This window comes from Wolbachia endosymbiont (group A) of Norellia spinipes, assembly GCF_964273535.1.
Map to the genome: position 1 here is coordinate 729,638 of NZ_OZ187006.1, position 25,453 is coordinate 755,090.

The 25,453-nt window shown below is 36.5% G+C and carries 21 protein-coding genes, 1 tRNA gene, 2 rRNA genes and 1 pseudogene; 11 read left to right on the forward strand and 14 right to left on the reverse strand.

Going from position 1 to position 25,453, the window contains the following annotated elements; all coding sequences use genetic code 11:
- The first annotated feature begins 338 nt into the window (after nucleotides 1-338).
- Both ACFZP3_RS03620 and ACFZP3_RS03625 read left to right on the forward strand, forming a co-directional pair.
- The gene (locus ACFZP3_RS03620) at nucleotides 339-2,132 is read left to right on the forward strand and encodes a reverse transcriptase/maturase family protein (protein ID WP_386086651.1); all 1,794 of its coding nucleotides are present in this window, start codon (nucleotides 339-341) and stop codon (nucleotides 2,130-2,132) included.
- Nucleotides 2,133-2,415: 283 nt separating this feature from the next.
- Nucleotides 2,416-3,201: an enoyl-ACP reductase gene (locus ACFZP3_RS03625; protein ID WP_253309140.1), complete on the forward strand. Its 786-nt coding sequence runs from the start codon at nucleotides 2,416-2,418 to the stop codon at nucleotides 3,199-3,201.
- On the opposite strand, the gene secD is transcribed toward ACFZP3_RS03625, so the two are convergent.
- Complete coding sequence (gene secD, locus ACFZP3_RS03630; RefSeq protein ID WP_265016790.1) at nucleotides 3,198-4,715, reverse strand: protein translocase subunit SecD; 1,518 nt, start codon at nucleotides 4,713-4,715, stop codon at nucleotides 3,198-3,200. The genes ACFZP3_RS03625 and secD overlap by 4 nt on opposite strands.
- A 1,137-nt stretch (nucleotides 4,716-5,852) precedes the next feature.
- On the opposite strand from secD, the gene ACFZP3_RS03640 reads away from it, so the two are divergent.
- From ACFZP3_RS03640 to murB, 3 genes are read left to right on the forward strand one after another with little or no spacing between them, the layout of a single operon-like run.
- Nucleotides 5,853-6,065 (forward strand): hypothetical protein, encoded by a 213-nt coding sequence (locus ACFZP3_RS03640; protein WP_253309142.1) that lies wholly within the window; start codon nucleotides 5,853-5,855, stop codon nucleotides 6,063-6,065.
- A 39-nt stretch (nucleotides 6,066-6,104) separates the two neighbouring features.
- Nucleotides 6,105-6,983 (forward strand): hydroxymethylbilane synthase, encoded by an 879-nt coding sequence (gene hemC / locus ACFZP3_RS03645; RefSeq protein WP_386086867.1) that lies wholly within the window; start codon nucleotides 6,105-6,107, stop codon nucleotides 6,981-6,983.
- Nucleotides 6,974-7,861: a UDP-N-acetylmuramate dehydrogenase gene (gene murB, locus ACFZP3_RS03650; RefSeq protein ID WP_253309144.1), complete on the forward strand. Its 888-nt coding sequence runs from the start codon at nucleotides 6,974-6,976 to the stop codon at nucleotides 7,859-7,861. Before hemC ends, murB begins: the two co-directional genes overlap by 10 nt.
- 649 nt (nucleotides 7,862-8,510) lie before the next feature.
- On the opposite strand, the gene ACFZP3_RS03655 is transcribed toward murB, so the two are convergent.
- The 5 genes from ACFZP3_RS03655 to ACFZP3_RS03675 all read right to left on the reverse strand — a co-directional run bounded on the left by ACFZP3_RS03655 (nucleotide 8,511) and on the right by ACFZP3_RS03675 (nucleotide 12,872).
- Nucleotides 8,511-9,372, reverse strand: a protein-coding gene (locus ACFZP3_RS03655) for an IS630 family transposase (protein ID WP_386086489.1) whose coding sequence is annotated in 2 segments (ribosomal slippage) — nucleotides 8,511-9,048 and nucleotides 9,047-9,372 — 864 coding nt in all. Because the reading frame shifts where the segments join, the coding sequence is not laid out codon by codon here.
- Nucleotides 9,373-9,612: 240 nt separating this feature from the next.
- Nucleotides 9,613-10,371: a cell division protein FtsQ/DivIB gene (locus tag ACFZP3_RS03660; RefSeq protein WP_253309145.1), complete on the reverse strand. Its 759-nt coding sequence runs from the start codon at nucleotides 10,369-10,371 to the stop codon at nucleotides 9,613-9,615.
- The gene (locus tag ACFZP3_RS03665) at nucleotides 10,352-11,371 is read right to left on the reverse strand and encodes a D-alanine--D-alanine ligase (protein WP_253309944.1); all 1,020 of its coding nucleotides are present in this window, start codon (nucleotides 11,369-11,371) and stop codon (nucleotides 10,352-10,354) included. The genes ACFZP3_RS03660 and ACFZP3_RS03665 overlap by 20 nt, the downstream gene beginning before the upstream one ends.
- A gap of 306 nt (nucleotides 11,372-11,677) precedes the next feature.
- On the reverse strand, nucleotides 11,678-12,283 hold the full coding sequence (locus ACFZP3_RS03670; protein ID WP_386086868.1) for a hypothetical protein: 606 nt from the start codon (nucleotides 12,281-12,283) through the stop codon (nucleotides 11,678-11,680).
- 214 nt (nucleotides 12,284-12,497) lie between these two features.
- Nucleotides 12,498-12,872, reverse strand: a complete 375-nt coding sequence (locus ACFZP3_RS03675) for a ferredoxin family protein (protein WP_010082601.1) — start codon at nucleotides 12,870-12,872, stop codon at nucleotides 12,498-12,500.
- Nucleotides 12,873-12,933: 61 nt separating this feature from the next.
- On the opposite strand from ACFZP3_RS03675, the gene dprA reads away from it, so the two are divergent.
- Nucleotides 12,934-14,022 carry a DNA-processing protein DprA gene (gene dprA, locus ACFZP3_RS03680; RefSeq protein ID WP_253309148.1) on the forward strand — a complete coding sequence of 363 codons (1,089 nt, stop codon included), beginning with the start codon at nucleotides 12,934-12,936 and terminating at the stop codon, nucleotides 14,020-14,022.
- 220 nt (nucleotides 14,023-14,242) lie between these two features.
- On the opposite strand, the gene ACFZP3_RS03685 is transcribed toward dprA, so the two are convergent.
- Nucleotides 14,243-14,971 (reverse strand): triosephosphate isomerase, encoded by a 729-nt coding sequence (locus tag ACFZP3_RS03685; protein WP_265016707.1) that lies wholly within the window; start codon nucleotides 14,969-14,971, stop codon nucleotides 14,243-14,245.
- Between the two features lie 24 nt (nucleotides 14,972-14,995).
- Nucleotides 14,996-15,068 (reverse strand) — tRNA-Thr (locus tag ACFZP3_RS03690).
- A gap of 78 nt (nucleotides 15,069-15,146) precedes the next feature.
- Between ACFZP3_RS03690 and rsmA the strand changes: the two genes are divergently transcribed.
- Together rsmA and guaB are read left to right on the forward strand one after the other, a co-directional pair.
- The gene (gene rsmA / locus ACFZP3_RS03695; RefSeq protein ID WP_386087112.1) at nucleotides 15,147-15,965 is read left to right on the forward strand and encodes a 16S rRNA (adenine(1518)-N(6)/adenine(1519)-N(6))-dimethyltransferase RsmA; all 819 of its coding nucleotides are present in this window, start codon (nucleotides 15,147-15,149) and stop codon (nucleotides 15,963-15,965) included.
- A 31-nt stretch (nucleotides 15,966-15,996) separates the two neighbouring features.
- On the forward strand, nucleotides 15,997-17,490 hold the full coding sequence (gene guaB, locus ACFZP3_RS03700) for an IMP dehydrogenase (RefSeq protein WP_386086869.1): 1,494 nt from the start codon (nucleotides 15,997-15,999) through the stop codon (nucleotides 17,488-17,490).
- Nucleotides 17,491-17,500: 10 nt separating this feature from the next.
- Here guaB and fsa read toward each other — a convergent pair whose 3' ends face one another.
- From fsa to pstC, 4 genes are all read right to left on the reverse strand, one after another.
- A complete protein-coding gene (gene fsa, locus ACFZP3_RS03705) occupies nucleotides 17,501-18,142 on the reverse strand; it encodes a fructose-6-phosphate aldolase (protein WP_253309151.1) in 642 nt (213 codons plus the stop codon).
- A 306-nt stretch (nucleotides 18,143-18,448) separates the two neighbouring features.
- Nucleotides 18,449-18,793, reverse strand: a complete 345-nt coding sequence (locus tag ACFZP3_RS03715) for a F0F1 ATP synthase subunit epsilon (RefSeq protein ID WP_386086870.1) — start codon at nucleotides 18,791-18,793, stop codon at nucleotides 18,449-18,451.
- 12 nt (nucleotides 18,794-18,805) lie between these two features.
- Complete coding sequence (atpD, locus tag ACFZP3_RS03720; protein ID WP_253309946.1) at nucleotides 18,806-20,233, reverse strand: F0F1 ATP synthase subunit beta; 1,428 nt, start codon at nucleotides 20,231-20,233, stop codon at nucleotides 18,806-18,808.
- Between the two features lie 101 nt (nucleotides 20,234-20,334).
- The gene (pstC, locus tag ACFZP3_RS03725) at nucleotides 20,335-21,423 is read right to left on the reverse strand and encodes a phosphate ABC transporter permease subunit PstC (protein ID WP_264688474.1); all 1,089 of its coding nucleotides are present in this window, start codon (nucleotides 21,421-21,423) and stop codon (nucleotides 20,335-20,337) included.
- 107 nt (nucleotides 21,424-21,530) lie between these two features.
- Between pstC and rpmH the strand changes: the two genes are divergently transcribed.
- The 3 genes and pseudogenes from rpmH (at nucleotide 21,531) to ACFZP3_RS03740 (ending at nucleotide 22,322) form a co-directional block, all read left to right on the forward strand.
- Nucleotides 21,531-21,665 (forward strand): 50S ribosomal protein L34, encoded by a 135-nt coding sequence (gene rpmH, locus ACFZP3_RS03730; protein WP_006279898.1) that lies wholly within the window; start codon nucleotides 21,531-21,533, stop codon nucleotides 21,663-21,665.
- A 19-nt stretch (nucleotides 21,666-21,684) separates the two neighbouring features.
- A pseudogene (rnpA, locus tag ACFZP3_RS03735) lies at nucleotides 21,685-22,008 on the forward strand (ribonuclease P protein component); the annotation flags it as partial.
- An 89-nt stretch (nucleotides 22,009-22,097) separates the two neighbouring features.
- On the forward strand, nucleotides 22,098-22,322 hold the full coding sequence (locus ACFZP3_RS03740) for a hypothetical protein (RefSeq protein WP_253309152.1): 225 nt from the start codon (nucleotides 22,098-22,100) through the stop codon (nucleotides 22,320-22,322).
- 16 nt (nucleotides 22,323-22,338) lie between these two features.
- On the opposite strand, the gene rrf is transcribed toward ACFZP3_RS03740, so the two are convergent.
- Together rrf and ACFZP3_RS03750 are read right to left on the reverse strand one after the other, a co-directional pair.
- Nucleotides 22,339-22,445: ribosomal RNA gene (rrf, locus tag ACFZP3_RS03745) — 5S ribosomal RNA — on the reverse strand.
- A 66-nt stretch (nucleotides 22,446-22,511) separates the two neighbouring features.
- A 23S ribosomal RNA gene (locus ACFZP3_RS03750) occupies nucleotides 22,512-25,277 on the reverse strand.
- Nucleotides 25,278-25,453 lie beyond the last annotated feature (176 nt).

Below are 25,453 nucleotides of genomic sequence, written 5' to 3' on the forward strand. Positions count from 1 at the left end.
CTTGAATTCTAATCTTCAGGGGTGGGACTTCACATCCATGGGTATCGCATTTAAAACCCCATGTCTACGGTAAGCACAGATTAAACTTTCGTTTGTGTGACATTCTGGCTGTAGAACGATAAGTAGTGAACTTATTTAAGAGGATGAATGGAAAACCTAAGTTGATCTAGAACAGTTCTTAGTGACGGAACATGGGATGACCTAAGGAACGCGAGTTCTATGGTTACGGAGTCATCGTAGTAGTCGTGAAAGTAACGAATCACCGGGGAGCGTGGGAAAGCCACATACAGGGCAAAGGGTGACAGATAATTGAATGTTGAAATTGGGAGGTACGCAAGATGCGGAAAGCTGAAACAATACTTAACATTATACGTGAACGTGGACAAAGAAATTTGCCGGTTAAAAACGTATATCGCCTACTTTATCAGCGTGATCTTTACCTTCGAGCGTATGGCAAACTTTGTCGTAATAAAGGTGCTATGACAGAAGGTGTGACAACTGAAACAGTTGATGGTATGTCTTTGGAGAAAATCGATAAAATCATAGAGGATTTACGCTATGAGCGATATCGGTGGACACCAGTAAAACGTATCTATATTTTAAAGAAGAGTGGTAAACGCAGGCCGTTAGGATTGCCAACATGGTCAAATAAGTTACTTCAAGAAGTAATCCGATTAATATTGGAAGCCTACTATGAGCCTAAATTTAGTGAATGTTCACATGGATTTCGACCAAAGCGTGGATGCCACACTGCATTAAGAGCAGTAATGCAAAAAGGCAGAGGTACAAAATGGTTTATAGAGGGAGATCTCAGTGCATGTTATGACTCAATTGATCATACTATGTTGTTGAAAATACTGAGTGAAAGCTTCCAAGATAACCGTTTTATTCAGCTAATCAATCGACTGCTAAAAGCAGGATATATGGAAAATTGGAAGTACAATAAGAGTCATAGTGGGGTACCACAAGGTTCTATTATTGGTCCAATTTTGAGTAACATATTACTCGATCGGTTAGATAAACATGTGGAACATATACTAATACCATCAAATAACCGAGGTAAGCGAAGAAAGACAAATCCAAAATATTTAAGGTTAACCATGCAAGTATCGATGATGAGAAAACAAGGGAACTGGGATCAAGCAAAACAACTGCGTCAATTAGTGCAGGGTATGCCATCTAAGGATTCTTGTGATCTAAATTATCGACGTCTTTGGTATGTTAGGTATGCTGATGATATTCTGGTAGGGTTTGCAGGACCAAAAAATGAAGCTGAACAAATTAAAAATGAGATTGCTAAATTCCTCAATGAGGAGCTCAAACTTATGCTTAATGAAGATAAAACGCTTATTACACACGCGTGTGATAGCAAAGCCAATTTTTTAGGTTATAAAATACACGTCTTGCATGCAGATGATAAACATGATCATCGGACACAACGATGTATTAATGGTAGTATTGGGTTACGTGTACCACATCATATAAAGCAGAAAAAGTGTTCTGAATATATGCGTTGTGGAAAGCCTATACATTTACCTCAACGTACACTTGATACAGCTTACAGTATTGTTGCTCAGTATCAAACTGAATATCGAGGAATTGTACAATATTACAAAATGGCCTACAACCTTCACACACTAAGTTATTTGAAGTATGTGATGGAAGTATCATTAGTAAAGACTTTAGCATCTAAATACAAAACAACTTGCAGGAAAATTTATAGAAAATTTGGTGCAATGATTGAAAACGACGAAGGTGAAAAACGAAAAGTCATCCAAGTCAGAGTAGATCGTTTACCATCAAAGATACCATTAATTACACACTTTGGTGCTGTGTCACTAAAATGGAATAAATGGGTAAGTATAAGTGATAACCTTATACCAATATGGAATAAGCGTAGTGAAATAGAGCAAAGACTATTGGCACAAACTTGTGAATTATGTAAATCACAAGAGCAGATTGAAGTACATCACGTACGTAAACTTGCTGATTTGCTAGGTAAACGTAATACTGAGCTACCGAAATGGAAAAAGAGAATGATTGAACGACAGAGGAAGACTCTTGTTGTTTGTCATGAATGCCATAAGAAAATCCAATATGGAAAATATGATGGTGACTCCTTAAAACGTTAGATTATTGGAGAGCCACGTGATACGGAAACGATCATGCGTGGTTCGGAGAGGGGTTGTTGGAAAAGTACTTAACAAGTAACTCGCTGGCTGCCCACTCTACTTCATGCACAGTTCTGTGAGAGGCTGGCGGGGAAGGTCCGCTGGTCTACTCTCCCTATAGAAACTCTCATCGCTGCCTTTTTGTTAACAGTGGTATTAGACTTCAAGTTACTGCAAAAAATGTTTTAAAACATAATTGACTTTATCTAGTTAATACTCCAAATTATAAAAAACAGATAGTTCTATGATGACAAGTCTATTACAAGGCAAAAAGGGGTTAATAACTGGAATAACAAATAAGAGATCGATAGCATGCGGTATAGCAAAAGCTCTCTCAGAGCACGGGGCAGAACTTGCAATCACCTACCAGAATGAAATAATAAAAGAAAAACTATCACCAATAGCAGATGAATTAAATGTGGAGCTAATATTACACTGTGACGTTTCAAATGAAAAAATCATAGATAACGCTTTTGAAATAATAGAGAAAAAATGGGGTACTCTTGACTTTTTGGTGCATGCAATAGCATTCTCCGATAAAAATGAGTTAGATGGTAAATATGTCAATACTTCACTGAATAACTTCCTCAATGCAATGCATATATCGTGCTATTCTTTCACTGCTTTAGCGCAAAGAGCTGAAAAAATGATGTCAGGTGGTGGTAGTTTACTTACTTTATCTTATTATGGCGCTGAAAAAGTTATGCCAAATTATAACGTTATGGGTTTATGTAAAGCAGCACTTGAAGCAAGTGTAAAATATATAGCATGTGATCTCGGGCCACAAAATATCAGAGTAAATGCAATTTCCGCTGGTCCAATCAGAACTTTAGCATCTTCTGGAATAAGCGATTTTCACTTCATATCAGAATGGAATAGAAATAATTCTCCGCTTAGACGCAATGTTACAATAGAGGATGTTGGCAAGGCAGCGTTATACTTATTAAGCGACTTAAGTAGTGGCACTACTGGAGAAATTTTGCACGTCGATTCAGGATATAACGTTGTGGGAATGAAGGTGGTTGACTAACAAAGCACTAGTTCCTTCGGGTTCATACACAACTCTATCAGGAGTTTTGTGACTGTGATTGCAGAAAACATCGAACATAAAATTCCTATTGATAAAGTGACAGAAAAGCCTCTAATTGCTCCGCTGCCAATAATGAACATTATTCCTGCAGCAATGAGTGTTGTGATATTTGAATCCAGTATTGTCTTTATAGCGTTTTTAAACCCTTCTTCAATAGCACGTTCCACTCTCTTGCCAGATTTGATTTCCTCGCGAATTCGCTCAAATATTAAAACATTTGCATCCACCGCCATACCGACAGTGAGTGCAATACCTGCAATTCCAGGTAAAGTTAGAGTTGCTTCAAGCAGAGTGAGAATTGATAATATAAGAATTACATTAGAAAAAAGCGCAACAGAAGCTAATATACCTAATTTGCCGTAAGTGATAATTATAAATAAAGCCACGGCTATAATAGAGATTGTTGCTGCCATTTCCCCTGCCTTTATTGATTCTTCTCCAAGGCTTGGGCCAATGTTTTTTTCTTCAATTATTTTAAGTGGTGCTGGCAGTGCTCCAGATTTTAAAAGTATTGCAAGTTCGCTTGCTTGTTTTTCAGTGAAATTACCGCTAATTTCTCCCTCTCCATTTAAAATTGGCTCACGTATTGTAGGTACTGTTAAGACTGTGTTATCCAGAACAATTGCAAAAGGTTTTCCCACATTTTCTTTAGTGATTTTCGCGAATCTTTTACTCGCTATGCTGTCAAATTTAAAATGCACTGTTGGTTTACCTAAGTGACCAAATCTAACTGATGCGTTAACCAGCGAATCGCCACCTATTTCAGTTTTGCGGAATATTGGATAAGAATTACCTAAAGAATCCTTGAGCATGACAGTAGTTTCGTGATCTATATCCTGCACCTTGGCTATGTTAGTGTTTGCCAAATGAAAAGCTAGCTTAGCAGTTTTGCCAAGCAGAGATTTTATCTGCTCGGTGTCTTCTACTCCAGGCACCTGCACTAATATTTTATTCTGCCCTTGTTTTTGAACGCTGACTTCCTTTGTGCCAAGTTTGTCCAAACGGCGCTGGACATTGTTTATTGATTCTGCAGCTACTTCACTGATCAAAGAATTTTTATAATGGGGTTTATACGAAATGAGAATTGAAGAATCTTTTCTATTTAGCTCTAAATTTGGATTTATCGCATTAATCAACACAGATGCTTTTTTATAATCATCAATATTATTTAAAGTTACAATTACTTGTTCGCTATTTTGTACGTTAGATTCAATATTTTTTGTTAGCAATGTCTCTTTTATCTCACCTGCTAGCATGCCTAGCTTTTCCTTAAAATAGAAGTCTAAGTCTATGTTTAGAAGCAAAGATGCCCCTCCTTTCAGGTCAAGGCCTAAGTTTATTCTTTTTTTCGAAATAAAAAGCTTATTATCAAAGAAATTTGGCAGTGTTATGTATAAAGCAAATAAACAGATGCATAATACTGAAAAAGATTTGACTATAAGCCTGTTGTACATAAGTTGTAGGTTTAAAATTGCAGTGTAAGTTAAAAATAGATTTTTGTAAAATTCTCTATTGCCCAAATAACCTATCCAAGTAGCTATAGAAACAAAAAAACTTCCTTGACAAACTCCGCCAGCCCCCTTATCATGGTACTGAAGGTATTCAGTTATCTTCATCTGTGCAGATTAAACAGCAAGAAAACAACGTAGTTGGCGTCTTATTTTTAATTTTTTGCACTATGTGCACCTTATGTCTTCACAACATTTCTAGGTTTTTACCTATATAAGCTGAAACGCGCTTATAAGTCGTTTAAGACAGTATAGTACGCCAATTTGCAGGATTAGAGAGTGAACACTAATTACCACGGGGTTTCTTTTGCCTTTTTTTCTGCTTAGTAAATTTCTTAAACATTTTAGTTAAGGTTAGTTGCACTTAAAAGCAGCTAAATTGCAGTGTTTAAGACTTAAAAAACGCCAATACTGAAAGTAGACAATGACTAGGGCTTCTTTTGCCTTTTTTTTCGTTTGGTAAATTTCTTAAATATTTATGGCTAAACGACAACCGTCATCCCGCTGCTTGTTAGCGGGATCTAGAGATACCGCGAATGAATCGCGGTATGACGGTTCGCGGCGGCATGATGATAAGCTCGTCATCCCGCTACGTGTTAGCGGCTAAGAGATACCGCGGCGGTATGACGGTGTAGATAGTAATTCGTCATCCCGCTACGTGTTAGCGGGATCTCTTGTTAGCGGCTGAGATACCGCGAATGAATCGCGGTATGACGGTTCGCGGTGGCATGACGATAAGCCTCGTCATCCCGCTACGTGTTAGCGGCTAAGAGATACCGCAGCGGTATGACGGTGTAGATAGTAATTCGTCATCCCGCTACGTGTTAGCGGGATCTCTTGTTAGCGGCTGAGATACCGCGAATGAATCGCGGTATGACGGTTAAGTAGGGTGTCATTCCAGTCTGGGATCCAGTCTTTATTATGCAGCCACTTGGTTAAAATTAAGTTTTCTGGATCCCAGTGTCTGGGCACTGGGATGACAAGAAAGAGGCTACTTGGATGACACCCTGACAATCGTCATCCCGCTGCTTGTTAGCGGGATCTATGTGAGATACCGCGGCGGTATGACGTAGGACTGCTGTCATGCAAGTACTAGAATCCAGTAAGCTTATTTATGCATATAAAAGGTTATTATTTTGTAAAGGCAAAGTTGCTTTTGGTTTTAAGTTAAAGTACAATAAATGCAAAGGCTCATATGATGAATTAAACTCGATCCAAGTAGTCAGCTACTCGGATGACATCAGAGAGATGGTAACCGAAGTTCATGCGATACACGCTACCAAAGTGTTTAAATAATTAATTAGGTTAAGGTTTGGTATTCAAACAGTCATACATATGCTAGTCAAAATAGGTACCAGAGGAAGCAAGCTTGCAGTTGCCCAGGCTTTGGAAGCAAAACAAAAGTTGCTGGACTCTTTTCCTAACTTATCTATTGAAATTGTTAAGATAAAAACTTCTGGAGATAAGTATGCAAACGCAAATCTTGCTGAAATAGGAGGTAAAGGATTATTCATTAAAGAAATTGAGGCTGAATTGCTCGAAAATAATATAGATATGGCAGTTCATTCGCTAAAGGATGTGCCTGCGTTTTTCTCAGGGGGTTTAACAATTCCTTGTGTTTTAGAAAGGCTAAGTCCATGCGATGCGTTTATTTCTCATAAACACAATAGCCTTGAGTCTTTGCCACAGCAGGCTACTATTGCCACTTCTTCAATAAGAAGAAAAGTTCAGTTGTTAAATGTTAGACCAGATCTAAATATAATATCGCTACGTGGAAATGTAACAACTAGATTGCAAAATCAAAGTTTTGATGGAATAATTCTAGCTGAAGCAGGACTCATAAGATTAGAAAAGAATCACTTAATTACAGAGGTATTGCCACCAAAAGTTATGTTAAGTGCAGTGGGACAGGGAGCGATTTGTATTCAATGTAGAAGGAATGATGTAAAAATTATCGATCTTGTAGAGAAAATTAATAATAATATGTCTTTTATAAGAGTGAAATCAGAGCGCAGTTTTATGAAGACAGTGAATGGTTCATGTTTTACACCACTTGCAGCTTTTGCTGAATATGTGAACGAAAATATGCTACACCTTTGTTGTATGTTAGCAAGTGGAAAAAATATATACTTCACTGAGCGCACTTCATTTATAGAAGATGCGGAGAAAATGGGTATGGATGCAGGACTAGAGTTGAAATCAAAATGCTTATAAGCTTACCTAAAGTACGTGGAATCTATCGTTATGACATCTTAATGTCTAAAGCGACGTGGTTAAACGTCGGTGGACGAGCTGATGTGTTATTTAAACCATGTGATATTGAAGATTTAACATACTTGATTAAAAATACTGAACTGCCAGTTAGCGTTATTGGTGCAACATCCAACATAATAGTACGAGATAGTGGCATTCGAGGAATAACAATAAAATTAGGTAAGGAGTTTGCATATATTAAAAGTAAGGGTAACAACTCCATTGTTGCAGGTGGTGCTGCGCTGCTCAGGAACCTTGCTTACTTTGCAGGAGAGCAACAAATTAGTGGACTCGAGTTTCTAGTTGGAATTCCAGGAACAGTTGGTGGCGGAATAGAAATGAATGCAGGTGCGTATGGTAGTGACATCGCAAGCGTTGTACAATCCATAAAAGCAGTGAACCTAGAGGATGGAAACCTATATGAGTTCTCCAGCAAAGAAATGGGATATTTTTATCGTGGACATAGCTTAAAAGGAAATTGGATTTTTGTTGAAGCTGAGTTTAAAGGAGTAAACTCAGAGCATGAGCTTATATTGCAAAGGTTAAAAGAAATTGTTGAGAAAAAAAATAAAAGCCAGCCAATAAGAGGAAAAACTGCTGGGTGCATATTCAAAAATCCAAAAAACTACCGAGCATGGGAGTTAATTGATAAATCTGGCTGCCTAGGGTTAAATATTGGTGGAGCTAGAATCTCTAAGAAACATTGTAACTTCTTGCTCAATTACGATAATGCAACTGCATCTGACTTGGAAAACCTTGGCAACAGAGTAAAAGATGCAGTGAAGGATAAATTTAATGTTGAACTTGAGTGGGAAATAAGGGTTTTGGGTGGCTATTAAACAGTTTTTATAGCTGCTGTATATTCTAATCTTTCCTAATGACTCAGCATGATCGTAACCTTTCACACTTAATTAAACAGACTAAATTCTGTAATTTTGGGATGTTGAAAAATTTACCTTACGTTGTTATTCCAGCGCATAACGCTGAAATCCAGATTTATAGAAACGAAAAAACTTGCTTGACAAGTTTCGCCGGCCCCCTTATTATGACAATGAAGGTATTCAGTTATCTTCATCTGTGCAGATTAAACAGCAAGAAAACAACGTAGTTGGCGTCTTATTTTTAATTTTTTGCACTATGTGCACCTTATGTCTTCACAACATTTCTAGGTTTTTACCTATATAAGCTGAAACGCGCTTATAAGTCGTTTAAGACAGTATAGTACGCCAATTTGCAGGATTAGGAAGTGAACACTAATTACCACGGGGTTTCTTTTGCCTTTTTTTCCATTTGGTAAGTTTCTTAATGTTTGTAGCTAAACGACAACCGTCATCCCGCTACGTGTTAGCGGGATCTCTTGTTAGCGGCTGAGATACCGCGAATGAATCGCGGTATGACGGTTAAGTATCCCGCTACGTGTTAGCGGCTAAGAGATACCGCGGCGGTATGATGGTTCGCGGCGGTATAGTATAGCTCTTCTCATAATAGTCAGAATAAAAAAGCAGAATCAACAGCTTGACGGAAAGACTTAAAAATAGGGATATTTTTTCTAGCTCTATTCTTTATAGCAAACCAATTATGCTCAATTTCGTTAAAGTCTGGAGAATATGGAGGAAGATAAAGAATTTCAGCACCAACTCCTCTAGCAAGATTATCTATTTTTTTAGATTTATGGAATGTAGCGTTATCAAGAATTACAGTTTGGCCAGACCTTAAAATTGGAGTTAAAAACTGCTCAAACCAAGCCTCGAAAACATCCTTATTGCAGTATCCTTCAAAGGTCAATGGAGCAATGATCTTCCTTTTATTTAGAGCTGCAATCATACTGACACGCTGAGTTTTTTTACCTGATTTTAATGAATGAAACCTCTCTCCTTTTCTGCAATATCCGTATGGGTAGTCTTCTGTATTATCTATTCCAGATTCATCAATATATACAAGATTTTCATGACGTTTTGTTGCTATAACCTTTAAAAATTGAGCTCGCTTTCCTTCATTTCTTTCTTTATATCCGTAGGTCTTTTTTTCTTGTAAATCCAATATTTTTAAGTGCGCGGTGAATCGTTTGTCGACTGATATTACCCCAGAGTTTAGCCATCTCTGACTGAGTTTTGCCACCATGGTTTTTTGCAAATTTGGTAAAAACATTCCAGTCAGTAATTTTATGGTTATATCCTACGCTTCCAGGCTTTTTTGACTGAAAATCTCCCGTTTCCTTACGCCTTTTCTGCCACTCATATAGAGTCGTTTTTCCAATTTTAAATCTCTCTGCAACAGTTGCTCTACTTTCTCCTTCATCCAATGCCTCCATTGCTTTTTTCCTTAAATCGTAACTATACGCTGCTGGCATACAAACCCCACTACCATAAATCCATATCTTAACTTGTTTGGATTATTATGAGAAGAGCTATAACTCGTCATCCCGCTACGTGTTAGCGGCTAAGAGATACCGCGGCGGTATGACGGTTCGCGGCGGTATAGTAACTCGTCATCCCGCTACGTGTTAGCGGCTAAGAGATACCGCGGCGGTATGACGGTTCGCGGCAGCATGACGATAAGCTCGTCATCCCGCTACTTGGATGACAGCAGATCACCTCTTCACAAAAATTTTATCAGTAATACGCATATCAATAATACTCCAATCGCTGAAAGTAAAATCAGTTGTATTGTGCAAGTGGTTTAAATAGTCCCATGCACTAGAAGGGTTATCTTCAGGCAGTTTCACTGTGGAATCGTTATCAAGTATGATATTCCATCTTCTATTCCCTATATAAGCAAAAGAAGAAATGTGGTTACTTAATTGAGTTTTACTCTCTAACACATCTCTAACAAATTCTAGGTTTGATAACGAGTTTTGTCCTGTAATTACAACAAGATCATCTACTGGATAGTCATCTACGATCACTTTGCCTTCGAAATCAATTACCGAGGTTTTGTTATTATCTTTCCAGAGAGCAAACGGTTTATGCTCATCTATATTAATATGTAGGGTATTGGGCAAAATTCTGTGAACTCCTACGTATTTTATCCATCTGCTTACGGATTGTATGTTACCGGCAAGTTTTGAAAGTGATATATACAGGATAGGTTGCGTTCTATCTGTCAAACTTAGAATGTCCTTTTTGTTTGTAAATTTGTTGCCGCTCACGACTACTTCATCGATTGAAAATCCATTGCTGAGTAATAAACTGGATAGGCACTCATTACACCAAGTAAAGTAGTAATTAAATCGATTTATTATTTTATCAAGTGAACTATAAAGTACTAATGTAAAAAAAAGCGCAGTTATAATAACGAAAGCGCACTTGCGCAAAAAACTCCTTTGGCTTCTAGTAATACTGCTCAACATGACTTAAATCCCTAATATTTTTGTGCTGCAAACTATCTTCAATAATAATTTTAACTAATTCATTAAAATTGATTCCTTTTGCCAATTTTGCAATTTCTGGCACTAACGATAACTCAGTAAAGCCAGGATGTGTATTAATCTCAAGCATTTTTAAAGTGTTATTTTTGGGATTATAACGGAAATCTGAGCGGGAAATAGTTTTACAGCCTAAAAATTGATGAATTTTCAGTGCGTGTTCCAAGGTCATTTTATATATATTGTCAGGAATTTCAGCAGGAAATATATGTTCTGCAAATCCATCTGTATACTTTGCTTCATAATCATAGAATTTATTTTTTGGTCGTATTTCCATAGTGCCAATTGCTTCATCTAGCAATACAGCAGTATGTAACTCTATTCCTGGGACATATTCTTCTATGATCATCAAGTCTCTTGTCATAGAGGTAGCTGACACTGGTTCTTTTTTCTGGATTCCAGTGTCAGCTACTTGAATGACATCAAGTATGATAGCGTCATTTTTAAATTTTAAATGGTCTTCATATGAGGAAACAATATGCACTCCGATGCTAGAACCTTCGTTAATTGGTTTTAAGACGTACGGATAATCGATTTTAATATTATTTTTTAGTAGATCTTCTTGGCTAATTACATAACCTTTTGGAGTGTCGATACTAAGGGATCGAAATATATGCTTTGACATCACTTTATTCATAGCAACAGCAGAAGCCATAACTCCTGAGTGTGTATATTTTATACCTAAGATTTCCAATAAACCTTGAATGCAACCATCTTCACCATAAGGTCCATGCAGAGCAATAAAAGTAAGGCCCGGATTAATCTTTTTAAGCTTTTCAACAATGTTGCTGTCAACATCTATTTCTATTGCATTATATGAAAGGCTATCAAGTGCCTTCTTTACGGCTTTTCCGCTCATAAGCGACACTTCTCTCTCGCAAGAAAATCCACCACTTAAAATTGCTATAGTTGGAATCATGGGCATTCTATGTTTTGCTATATAGCATATAGAAGATACTTTTATCTTCAATAAAAACCTGCTTCTATAGCTAAAAATTTATCAATGAATTAATATTAACTTAGTATTAAATAATGTTAAAAACTTAACATTATGATTATTTTCAGCAATAAAAACTAAAGGTTGTGAGAACCGTTCATTTTGGAATCTGTATACCTATCCTCAAAAGATTATGAACAGGTTCTCACGACTATAATTCATCTGGCGAGTGATCAGATAACATCTTGCTCCCTCTAACCCTTTTTCCTGATTAATTTTTGCTAGCGCTACTTGCTAGCCTATTAAGTGATAATCATGATTATAATCATCTAGCGGGTGATCAGTAGTTGTTATAACATCTTGTTGATCAGATTCCTTTAATTCTTTTTCCTGTTTCTCCTGATTAATTGTTGTTTTAGGTCTCTCTTCTGTATTTAACTCTCCTTGATTATTGTCTAATCCAATGTTTTTTAATTCTTCTGCTACATCTCTTATAAATTCGCCTCTTGGGAAAGAAGTGCCGTAATTTTTCTCATTATACAAATTTAGAGTAACATAAATCATTGTTGTCAAATCATTAGCTATAGACTCACTGTGATAATGGTATTCGTGATAATCCGCGGTAATAGAATCATAATCATCGTCAGACAAATTTGCTAAGTTGTTATATGTAAAGCCTTTAACAGTATGATCTGTGTTCATATCTAAATCATATCTCTCTTGGTAGGCATGAAAAATATAATTAGCGTATTTTTCAATCGTAAGGAGATCTTTCTCATCTAATTGATCGTAATGTATTTCATACTTAAATTTTGTTCCTTCAATATTGATTGTTTTTGAGTTTGGTAATACTACTTTATGCTTTGTTGGGTTTATACTCTCTTTAGCGTGATTTTCCATTTTGATGCCTCTAAATTTTATAATACTGTCATCCTACTAAAAGTTATATAATAATTCGTTAATTCTATATTTAACATAATCTTTCGTTGTTTCCAAGTAGATTATTATTAATCTAATATTAAATATTACTAAAAACCTAAATAATGCGACCATTTTCAATAACCAAAGACAAACAGGATAAGATATAAAAGAAGTTTCTTCCTCTTCAGCAGTATTACTCTAAATTTTCATCAAAATAAGCTGTTTTATCCTTTTTTTCCTTATACTCTTCTGCAGTATAGAGAGGTTGCTTTTTAGCTGTAATGTTTGGCCATTTTTGTGAGTATTCTACATTTATATCGTAAAATAACTTGAAAGTTTTTTGTTCGCTGCTCAGTAATTCTTCATCTAATTCTAAAATATCTTTTATGGAATCATCAGTTACAATTGCATCTACTGGACACTCAGGTATGCACACTCCGCAATCAATACATTCATCTGGGTTAATCACGAGCATGTTTTTACCTTCATAGAAGCAGTCAACGGGACATACTTCCACACAGTCCGTATATTTACATTTTATGCATTTATCTGTAACAAAATGCGTCATAAAACACTGTATATTTGTATTATCTTGGGTACACTAAATTGATAAGAAATTCAAGCCTTTTATGAAGATAAATAAATTGAACAACAAAGAATTAGAAGTATGGTTAAGCTTGGCTAGAACTATAGGACCAATAAAGTTTTTTAGTATACTAAGAACACATGGATCGCTAGATGAGGTGCTAAAATATCTCAATAGGGTGGCTAATAATAAGGTGTATGGCATTCAAGATGCACGAGAAGAAATCAATAATGCAGAAAGAATTGGAGCTAAAATTATACCCGCATGTGACCCAGATTACCCTGATCTTTTAAGAAATATCTCTAGTTGTCCTCCTATAATAACTGCGTTTGGTAATATATCATTATTAAGCCGTGAGATAATTGCAATAATCGGTGGGCGCAACTCTTCGATGAATGGAAGAAATTTTGCCAGTAAACTAGCACTTGATTTAAGCGAAGCTGGTTTTGTTATCGTTTCTGGACTTGCAAAAGGAATCGATACCGCAGCAAACAGTGTAATATACAAAAATCATCCCACTATTGCTGTTACAGCAAGCGGAATTGATGTGGTGTATCCAAAAGAGAATTTTGATCTATACAAAAAAATCACTGGGAACGGTGGTTTAGTAATTACTGAGCTTCCATTTGCTACTAAACCAAAGCCTCAGTATTTTCCTCAAAGGAATCGAATTATATCTGGTCTATCGCTGGGTGTTGTAGTGATTGAAGCATCGAAACGTTCTGGCTCTCTAATAACAGCAGATTTTGCTTTAAATCAAGGGAGAGAGGTATTTGCAGTTTCTGGTTTCCCTTTAGATTCACGCTGTAGTGGTAGTAATTATTTAATTAAAAACGGTGCTAAGCTTATCGAGTCCGCTGATGACATAATAGAAAGTGTTAGGTTTAGTTTACCTCCGCAGCAAAAAAACCTATTTAATGTTGAGCACTATGCTGTTAACCAAAAACAAGAAAAATTACAACAGGCAAAATCTGTTATAGTTGATCATATTAACTCTGTACCTGTTGATATAGATGAACTTATATTAGCAAGCGGACTTTCTGCCAACATAGCTCTAATGGCTCTTTTAGAACTAGAGTTGGAAAACAAAATAGAGCGTTCACCGGGGAATAAAATATCGTTAATTTTCTAGATTACTTTAGCTATAGCTAACCCAAGAAAGGTTTTCCTACGTCATACCGCCACGGTATCTTGGCATAGATTCCGCTAACAAGTAGCGGAATGACGAATTTTTGTTTTTCAAATTATCGGTAAACCTAAGTCACTTTAGCTATAGGTCAGTATGTCGTTTTACTAGATGTTCGTACAGATATATGCTTGACACTGGAATGATGCCATTTGCTATAGGATTCTTAGTTGCTGATTTTAGAATTGATAAGAGAAAACTTTTTTTCAACTTGTTGTATGATTTTATAAAAGTGATCGAAATCTAAGCTTGCACTGCCAATTAAAACTCCTGATAAATTTGAAATATTTAACAAATTTTCTATATTTTCTGAACTGACTGAACCACCATATGTAATGTGTTTTTTACCAGTACACAATTTTATTACCTCTATCACCTCAGCAATTGCATCATTATTTGGCACATGACCTGTGCCTATTGCCCATATTGGCTCATATGCTACGGTATATTCACCGTGTGTTGGCAAACGGTTTTTGCATTGATATTCTATTACTTCTTTTGTTTTTTCATTCTTATAATCTTCTGAATTTTCACCTACACAGATAATTGGGTGTAAGCCTGATTCTATTGCTATTTCCGACTTAAGTTTTATTTCACTATCTGTTTCGTTAGCCCTTTCAGAATGCCCAAGTATTACGTAAGTACACCCTAATTCCTTTAACATTTCTGCGCTAATTTCACCTGTGTAAGAACCAGATTTTTTATAATGGCAATTCTGTGCTCCTATATTAATATTATCGCTCAACTCTATACTGTCTGAAAATGCGGTAAATGGTGGACAAATCACTAGTCTAGAAGTAATCTCATTGTTCTTGTTATTAAGTTTGCCTATAAAGTCAACAAATGAAGACCGTGTTCCATTCATCTTCCAATTTGCTACTATTAAAAAGGACATCAACTTTACTTATATGGGCGAGAGTGCCGGCTGTCGGACTTGAACTGACAACCTACTGATTACAAGTCAGTTGCTCTACCAATTGAGCTAAGCCGGCGTTAAACACATTAATAATATACAATTATCAATGGATTTTAGTCAACTGATTTTTAAAATACTGTATAATGAAAATAATATGAGAAAATTTTTACTGAAGCCAAAAAAGAGTCTAGGGCAAAATTTTATTTTATCGAGTGAGATAATAAAAAGAATAGTCGTTTTAGCTGGCAATCTAGAGAATTTTAACGTCATTGAGATTGGTCCTGGATATGGTGCATTAACAAGAGAAATATTGGTGCATAATCCAAAGTCTCTACTTTCTATAGAAAAAGATAGAGATTTAGTAAAACACCATGACCAACTGCTAAATGAGCATCAAGGAAAGTATAGAATTATAGAAGCGGATGCACTGCATGTTATAGAAGAAGAGCTGATAGAGCGCCCAGTCAAAGTTATTGCTAACTTGCCTTACAATATCTCGATAGCGTTATTTTTAAATTGGTTAAATAATATAAAATTTTTTACGAACTTGACATTAATGTTTCAAAAAGAGGTAGCAGATCGCATTACGGCAAGACCCAATTCTAAAGATTATGGTTCCTTATCAGTGCTAAGCCAGTTACTATGTGATATAAAAAAGGAATTTGATATTGAACCTAAAGAGTTTTTTCCAAGGCCAAAAGTACATTCTTCAGTAATTACAGTAAATCCTTTGCCTACCCCAAAGTTTGCAGTAAATTTGGAAACCTTAACAAGATTAACACGTGCCGTTTTTGCTCAAAGAAGAAAGATGCTGAGAAATAGCTTGCAAAATATAACGAACCACGCTGAAACTGTCCTTGAAAACGCTAAATTGAGTGGAAACGAACGTCCAGAAAACTTAACTATTGAGCAGTTTTGTTTACTGGCAAATAATGTAGAATGCTTATTTTGCAAAAGTCCTATTGCAATTTAATTAATTGGCGTATAAGCTTTAAATAAAGCCTATGAAAAAAATGGAAGCTTGTTATTCGTTTGACGATATACTTCTTTTGCCAGCCTATTCTAATATATTGCCTTGCGATGCAGATACAAAAACTTATTTAACAAATAATATAGAACTAAATATCCCTCTCATATCCTCTGCAATGGATACTGTTACTGAATCGGGCTTTGCAATAGCTATTGCCCAACATGGAGGGATAGGTTGCATACATAAGAATTTATCAATAGATGAACAAGTTTTAGAAGTAAGAAGGGTGAAAAAATATGAAAGTTGGATCGTGTATAACCCAATTACGATTTCACCGGATAAAACAGTTGCGGAAGCAATTTCATTAATGAGAGAGCACAATTATTCTGGCATTCCTGTAGTCGATCAACTCAAGTTAGTTGGAATTTTAACTAACCGAGATGTGAGGTTTATTGAAGACCAGAACATGAATGTAAAAGTTTCCGAAGTGATGACAAAAGATAAGTTAGTGACAGTGCGGGAGCAGGGAGTGAATAGTGCCTCAGCAATGAAATTGTTGCATGAAAATAGAATAGAAAAGCTTTTGGTCGTAGATGAAAATTCTTGTTGTATAGGTTTAATTACGGTTAAAGACATTGAAAAATACAATAGATACCCAAATTCATGTAAAGACAGTAAAGGGCGGCTCAGAGTTACCGCTGCAATTGGCACTGGTAAAAAAGATGGTATAGAAAGATGTGAAGCTTTGATCGGAGAAGAAGTTGATGTAGTTGTTGTGGATACTGCTCACGGTCATTCCGAAAACGTTATCAATACCATTAGGGAAATAAAAAAGATGTATCCTAATACGCAATTAATTGGCGGAAACATTGCAACAAAGGAGGCTGCTGAAGCGTTGATTGATGCGGGTGTTGATGCAGTGAAGGTCGGAATAGGACCAGGATCAATCTGTACAACCAGAATAGTTACAGGTGTTGGTGTGCCACAATTCTCTGCAATCAAGAATGTTGCAGAGACGTGTAGAGCAAGAAACGTCAGACTAATTGCTGATGGTGGGGTAAAATACTCAGGAGATGTTGCAAAAGCTATTGCAGCTGGTGCTGACTCTGTGATGATTGGTTCGATTTTTGCTGGCACTGACGAAAGCCCAGGTGAGATTATCATGTATAAGGGCAGAGCATATAAAGGCTATCGAGGAATGGGATCTATTAGTGCAATGAAACGAGGTTCAGCTAGCCGTTATTTTCAAGATAAAGATTCAAAACTAAAATTAGTTCCACAAGGAGTGGAAGGAAGAGTTCCATTCAAAGGTCCAGCTTCAGGAGTAATCCATCAGTTGATTGGCGGATTGCAAGCTGCAATGGGGTATACTGGTAATAGGAATATAGAAGAGATGAAAAAAAATTGTAAATTTGTTACTATTACTGCATCAGGATTAAGAGAGAGTCATGCTCATGATGTAGTCATTACACAAGAAGCTCCAAATTACGCTTATCAAGCGTCCAATTTGTTAACCGATTCAGAGTAGTGACCGTTTATTATTTTGCACCCCAGTCTTTTTCAAATATTGCTAGCCCTTGGTCAGTAAGTGGGTGATTAATTAATTGTCTAAGTACTTTTGCTGGCACAGTAATTGAATCAGCACCAAGCCTTGCAGCCTCTATTACATGTGCTGGGCTTCTCACTGATGCAACAAGAACTTTAGTATCAAAACCGTAATTAGAATATATAGTACATATATCTTCTATTAGCGATAAGCCATCATAGCTTATATCATCAAGGCGACCAACAAAGGGAGAAATAAAACAAGCACCGGCCTTAGCGGCAAGCAGTGCTTGTCCAGGAGAAAAACATAATGTGATGTTAACAGGTATTTTATGCTCTGTCCACAACTTTTTACAAGAAATTAATCCTTCATATGTAAGGGGCAATTTTACCACAACATTATCAGCGATTTTCGCTAACTTAAGGCCTTCTTTAACCATATCTGCATGGTTATTTGCAACAACTTCAACACTAACAGGCCCCTTGATAATAGAGCATATTTCACGCACTAAATCCTCGTATTTATCTTTACGCCCGGACTTTGCTATTAAAGAAGGATTAGTTGTTATGCCGTCAATGAACTCCTTTAGTTCTTTAATTTCATTTAAATCAACGCTATCAAGAAAAATTTCCATATTAATCTCCCATAAAAAAAATACCCTTGCAAAATCTTGTCATCCAAACGCCCTCCTTTGTCATCCAAGTAGCTGACACTGGGATCCATCTTTTTTTTATTATGAACATTATATGCTCCTAGAATCTATTACCCATTGCATAATTTACAAATATTTTTACACCTAGATCCCAGTGTCACGCACTGGGATGACAAAGATGAATACTGGGATGACAGGGAAGAGAATACTGAATGACAGAAAAAAAAGCACTTGGATGACAAAAGTTGGGCTACTTGGATGACAAGACCGACTTTTTGCCTAAAATAACTAAGAAAGAAATTTCTCATCAAGATAACTTAAATATATACTAATTCTCTTATTTTTAAACGATTTCTCATCATGAATTGCACGATCAAAAACCTGAATTTGACTTGTTATAATGCTACAATTATTATTTGCAACTTCTAATACGCCACTATCAATTACAACCTTCTTTTCTGTTTGGTTACTCATTTTAACAGTAATCATACCAGGCAATAAATAAATTAAGTAAGGAGCATGGTGAGCTAAAATCATAAGCTCCCCTTCGAGCCCAATTACTGAAAGAGAAACCACTCCACTGAATGAAATTTGATCATCAGGAGAGAAAAATTGCACTTTAAAAGTATTCATAATCTTTAACTTTTATTTAGCTTCAGCTTGTATTAATTCAGCCTTTTTTATTGCTTCATCTATATTCCCCACCATATAAAAAGCAGCCTCTGGTAAGTGATCATATTTACCTTCAACAATCTCTTTAAAACTGGAAACAGTATCAGAAAGTGAAACAAATTTACCAGGCATACCAGTAAATATTTCTGCAACGTGAAAAGGTTGAGAAAGAAATTTCTGAATCTTACGAGCCCTATCAACAATAATTTTATCTTCATCAGATAGCTCATCCATACCAAGTATTGCGATAATATCCTGCAGTGATTTATAAGTTTGCAATATACGTTTCACCTCAGAAGCTACCTTATAATGTTCTTCACCAATGATTTCAGCAGATAAAGACTGAGAAGTTGAATCAAGTGGATCAACAGCAGGGTATATTCCCATTTCAGCTATTTGCCTTGACAACACTGTGGTGGCATCAAGATGAGAGAATGTAGTTGCTGGGGCTGGATCAGTTAAATCGTCCGCAGGAACATATATAGCTTGCACAGAAGTAATAGAGCCAGAAGTTGTTGAAGCTATTCTTTCTTGCATTGCACCCATATCAGTTGCAAGGGTTGGCTGATAACCAACAGCTGACGGTATTCTTCCAAGTAAAGCAGAAATTTCAGAACCAGCTTGTGTAAAACGGAAGATATTATCCACAAAAAATAGAACATCTTGGTTTTCACGGTCACGAAAATACTCTGCCATAGTAAGTGCTGTTAAAGCAACTCTAGCCCTTGCTCCAGGAGGCTCATTCATCTGACCATAAACCAAAACAGCTTGAGATTTTTCATGCTCATTTATATTTATTACATTTGAAGTGATCATCTCGTGGTAAAGATCGTTACCTTCACGCGTTCTCTCCCCTACCCCGGCAAACACAGAAAATCCTTTATGAGCTTTTGCTATATTATTAATTAATTCCATTATCAGGACTGTTTTACCAACACCGGCTCCACCAAATAAGCCAATTTTTCCTCCTTTAAGATAAGGTGCAAGAAGATCTATAACTTTTATTCCCGTAACTAAAACTTCTTCCTGTATTCTCTGTTCAGTAAAACTTGGAGGTGCTCTATGTATAGGCTCTAAGTTATATTTTCCCTTCAGTGGACCACACTCATCTATAAGCTCTCCAACAACATTAAAAATCCTTCCTAAAGTTGAACGCCCAACCGGAACTGATATTGGTGCGCCTGTATCAACAAATTCATCCCCCCTTGACATGCCATCTGTGCTATCCATAGCAATACAACGAACTATATTGTCACCTATATGCTGCGAAACTTCTAAAACCAGCTCCTTATCCTTATATTTTAGTTTGCTTTTTAAAGCATTAAATATTTTAGGCAATTCACCTTCAAATTTTATATCAACAACTGCTTGAGTTACCTTAATCGCTCTACCTATATTCATCTCTTTATTTTTATCACCCAACACTATAATTCCATAAAAGAACTTCTAAAGAAAATAAATCTTATATTATTAATAGAAATTTTGCAACATTAAAACGCTTACTAGTTACGCTTCATTACAAACAATGCAAATGCATTTAATAGCCAAGTAATAATAAACAATACTAAACTAAGCGCATAAGCAGCAAGAGTTTGTACACTATTGAAATCCTGATCTCCGGTAAGTAATGTAGCGATCTGCACGGTAATGGTAGTAACTGAATTAAGAGGGTTAAAAGTCAAATTTGCGTTGATTCCCACAGCCATTAGCACAATCATTGTTTCACCTATCACTCTTGAAATTGACAATAAAATTGCACTTAAAATTGTAGGCATTGCATAAGGTATTGTTATATGCCATATAGTTTCCGCTGGAGTTGCGCCAAGTGCCATGAAGCCATAACGCAAGCTTTTTGGAACAGATCTTATGGCATCTTCGAGTAAAGAAATAATAAAAGGAAGAATCATTATCCCAATCGATAAACCGGCAACTAAGGCACTTTCTGAGTGTATACTTAAACCAAAAAAATTTGCTACCTGCTTTATAAAGAAAGACAAGAACACAACCGCAAAATATCCATATACAACCGTAGGAATAGCAGATAAAACTTGCAAAGTTGTATTAACAATATAACGCACTTTCTCACTCGCATATTCACTAATATATATTGCAGAAAATAAACCAAGCGGAACGACAACTAACATTGCTATAATAGTTATAAGTAATGTACCTACTAAAAGCGGCGCTATACCAAAATATCCTATCTTCTCTTCATTGACAGTGACTACATTGTGGCCCCATTTCAAGCAAAACAAGAATTCTGAAATAGCTACTTTATTAAAAAAATTAATGGATTGAATAAAAATAGATAGCATTATAAATAAAGTGATAAAAAATGATATGGCCAAAGCCACAAATAACGAAAGTTTTATTATCTTATTTCTTTTATTTTTAAAGATAAAAGCAAGCATGAAAAAAAGTAACGCTATAGAAATAAAAGTTACAAAACAATTATTATAGAGTACTAACAACCAAGTTAGCATCCATACACAACTAAGATATAGATAAGATTTAACCTTATTTACTTCTTGAAACCTACTAAAACAAAATAAAAGGATTAGTAGGACAGGTATGACTATCACCGAATTCATTTTCCCATGCATCAAATTTTATTCTACGAAAATGTCATACAAGTTCACCATCATTTGACAATAAAGTAAAACAATTTAAAATAAATAATTATATTAATATAAAAACAATGAAGAGAACATTTCAACCAAAAAATTTGATAAGAAAGCGCAGACATGGATTTCGTTCACGTATGGCAACAAGAGCTGGAAGAAAAATCCTTAATAGGCGCCGTTCATTAGGGTGTAACAAATTATGCGCATAGTAAGTATAAAAAAAAAGATTTTTCCTTTGCTTTCAAAAATAAGTTAGCACTCAGCAGTCTTTTTTATCGTGGGCTTTATATATCACTGTACGCCATAAAAGAAAGAGAACCTGAAAAGTACACTCATACTATTAGAGTAGGTCTGGCTATCAGTAAAAAAGCCGGAAAAGCAGCAAAAAGAAATAAAATAAAAAGGCAATTACGAATGCTTGCTAAAATTAGCATTTTAAATATAAGCAATATAGGGCACTACTACATAATACTAACTCATAGAAACATTATGCAAGCAAATTATAAAAACTTACAAAAAGATCTAACTATTTGCTTAAAAAAGATAAAATAAAAAAAATCTCAATTAAGGTATTTACAACTATATTTTTTATGATAACATAAGTAAAATTTTTAAAATAAATTAACGGGTGTGGGTGTTTAATGGTAGAGAGTAGAAAAGAACAAGATAAAAATCTCAATATAAATACAAATAATGTTAAAGAAGATTTTTATGAATATAAAGAATCTAATTATCGTACACAATGGGAATTAGCATTTGAGCAAAGTCGATACTTAGAGCAGAATAAGAATAAGCCTAGACCACAATTATTAGATTTGAATATAGAAGCGACTTCTCGTAATAAAAGAATTATTAAAAGGCGATAAAAAGAAATTTTTATAAACTTGGCGGCGACCTACTCTCCCTTTTCAAGTACCATCAGCGCTAAAAAGTTTCACTTCCGAGTTCGAGATGAGATCGGGTGGTTCATTTTTGCTATAGCCACCAAGTCAATAAAAATTTCTAACTTAACAATTTTAACTTAATATTTAACACTGCATACACACATATAGAAAGCAAATAAATCAATCAGGCTATTAGTACTAGTTAGCTTCACATGTTACCATGCTTCCACACATAGCCTATCAACGTGGTAGTCTTCCACGGCCTTAATTGGGAAATCTTTTTGAAGAGGGTTTCTTGCTTATATGCTTTCAGCAATTATCCCATCTATACATAGCAACCCAGCGATGCTATTGGCATAACAGCTGGTACACCAGAGGTATATCCATCTCGGTCCTCTCGTACTAGAGTCAGACCTTCTCAAATTTCCTTCACCCACGGCAGATAGAAACCGAACTGTCTCACGACGTTCTAAACCCAACTCACGTATCACTTTAATCGGCGAACAGCCGAACCCTTGGGACCTTCTTCAGCCCCAGGATGTGATGAGTCGACATCGAGGTGCCAAACGGTGTCGTCGCTATGAACGCTCGAACACCATCAGCCTGTTATCCCCGGCGTACCTTTTATCCGTTGAGCGATGACCCTTCCATACAGAATCACCGGATCACTATGACCGACTTTCGTCTCTGCTTGGCTTGTCAGCCTCGCAGTCAGGCAAGCTTATGCCATTATACTATCAAGCTGATTTCCGACCAGCTCTAGCTTACCTTCGCACGCCTCCGTTACTTTTTAGGAGGCGACCGCCCCAGTCAAACTACCCACCATACAATGTCCTAGTTCCAGATAATGAAACATAGTTAGATATCAAAAGTGTAAAGGGTGGTATCTCAAGGTTGACTCCATTATAGCTAGCGCCATAACTTCAAAGTCTCCCACCTATCCTGCACATCACACTTTTAATAGCAATGTAAAGCTATAGTAAAGGTGCACGGGGTCTCTTCGTCTAACCGCGGGTACCCCGCATCTGCACGGGGAATTCAATTTCGCTGAAGTGATGTTGGAGACAGTGGAGAAATCGTTACGCCATTCGTGCGGGTCGGAACTTACCCGACAAGGAATTTCGCTACCTTAGGACCGTCAGTGTTACGGCCGCCGTTTACTGGGGCTTCAATTTAGAGCTTGCACCCCTCCTATTAACCTTCCAGCACCGGGCAGGCGTCAGACCCTATACTTCCACTTACGTGTTTGCAGAGTCCTGTGTTTTTAGTAAACAGTCGCTACTCCCTATTTTGTGCCACCTACTCATAGTTGCCTAAAAGCAGGTTACCCTTCTTCCGAAGTTACAGGTATAATTTGCCGAGTTCCTTCAACATCATTCTTTCAACACCTTAGTATACTCTACTCATCCACCAGTGTCGGTTTGCGGTACGGCCTCATAAATATAAGTGCTATTTCCTGGAGCTTCTTTTAAGCATAGATCAATCCAATAAGATCTATACAAATACGAAACCCGTCACACTTAAGAGGTTTAGGAATATTAACCTAATTGCCATCGACTACTCCTTTACGGACTCGCCTTAGGAACCGACTAACCCTACGCAGATTAACTTAACGTAGGAACCCTTAGATTTTTGGTGAGAATGTTTTTCACACTCTTTTACGCTACTTATGTCAGCATTCTCACTTCCGATATCTCCAGCAGTTTTCACAAACCACCTTCACAGACTTACGGAACGCTCCGCTACCGCGCCTATTGATCGAAATCAATAAGCACTCACATCTTCGGTATACAGCTTTAGCCCCGGTACATTTTCGGCGCAGAAAAACTTATTTAGACAAGTGAGCTGTTACGCTTTCTTTAAAGGATGGCTGCTTCCAAGCCAACCTCCTAGCTGTAATGGTTTTTCTACTTCCTTCCCCACTTAGCTGTAATTTTGGGACCTTAGATAGTGATCTGGGTTGTTTCCCTTTCCACCACGGACTTAGCACCCGTAGTGTGCCTGCTGTATAATTAATTGTTGGTATTCGGAGTTTAGTTAGATTTGGTAAGACGTTGAATCCCCCTAGTCTATCCAGTGCTCTACCCCCAACAACATACATACAACGCTCTACCTAAATAGATTTCGCGGAGAACCAGCTATTTCCAAGTTTGATTGGCCTTTCACCCCTAATCACAACTCATCCAATAATGTTGCAACATTAACTGGTTCGATCCTCCAGTGTGTTTTACCACACCTTCAATCTGGTCATGACTAGATCACTTGGTTTCGGGTCTAATCCATAAAACTAAAACGCCCTATTCAGACTTGCTTTCGCTACGCCTACACCTAACGGCTTAAGCTTGCTTCATAGATTAACTCGCTGACCCATTATGCAAAAGGTACGCTGTCACTCTAAATATCAATAAATTGATATAGAGCTCCAACTGTTTGTAAGCACTTGATTTCAGATTCTATTTCACTCCCCTCCCGGGGTTCTTTTCACCTTTCCCTCACGGTACTTGTTCACTATCGGTCGTTAAGGAGTATTTAGGCTTGGAGGATGGTCCCCCCATATTCAAACAGGATTTCACGTGCCCCACTCTACTCAAGGATTTAAAAACTTTCTACTTATACAGGACTATCACCTTCTATGGTTACTATTTCCAGAGTATTCTAATTCTTATTCTTAAATCACTAGCCTTTTCCGCTTTCGCTCGTCACTACTAACAGAATCTCGGTTGATTTCTTTTCCTTTGGCTACTTAGATATTTCAGTTCACCAAGTTTGCTTTACATACTTAGTATGTAATAACTAGCCAAGCTAGTTGGGTTTCCCCATTCGGAAATCTGCGGATCAAAATTTGTTGACAATTCCCCACAGCTTATCGCAGCCTGCCACGTCCTTCATCGCCTCTTAACGCCAAGGCATCCATCAAGTGCTCTTAATAATTTATTTATCCGACTATATGCAGAATATGCAGAGTTAAATATTATTAAAATTGAATTGAGATTAAATTAATCTCTACCATAAAACTTGTCAAACATCTAAAAACTAAATTAATCTTTATATTATAACCTAATAAATAATATGTCAACGCCTTTTTGCACAAAACATTTACTTATATTATCAAC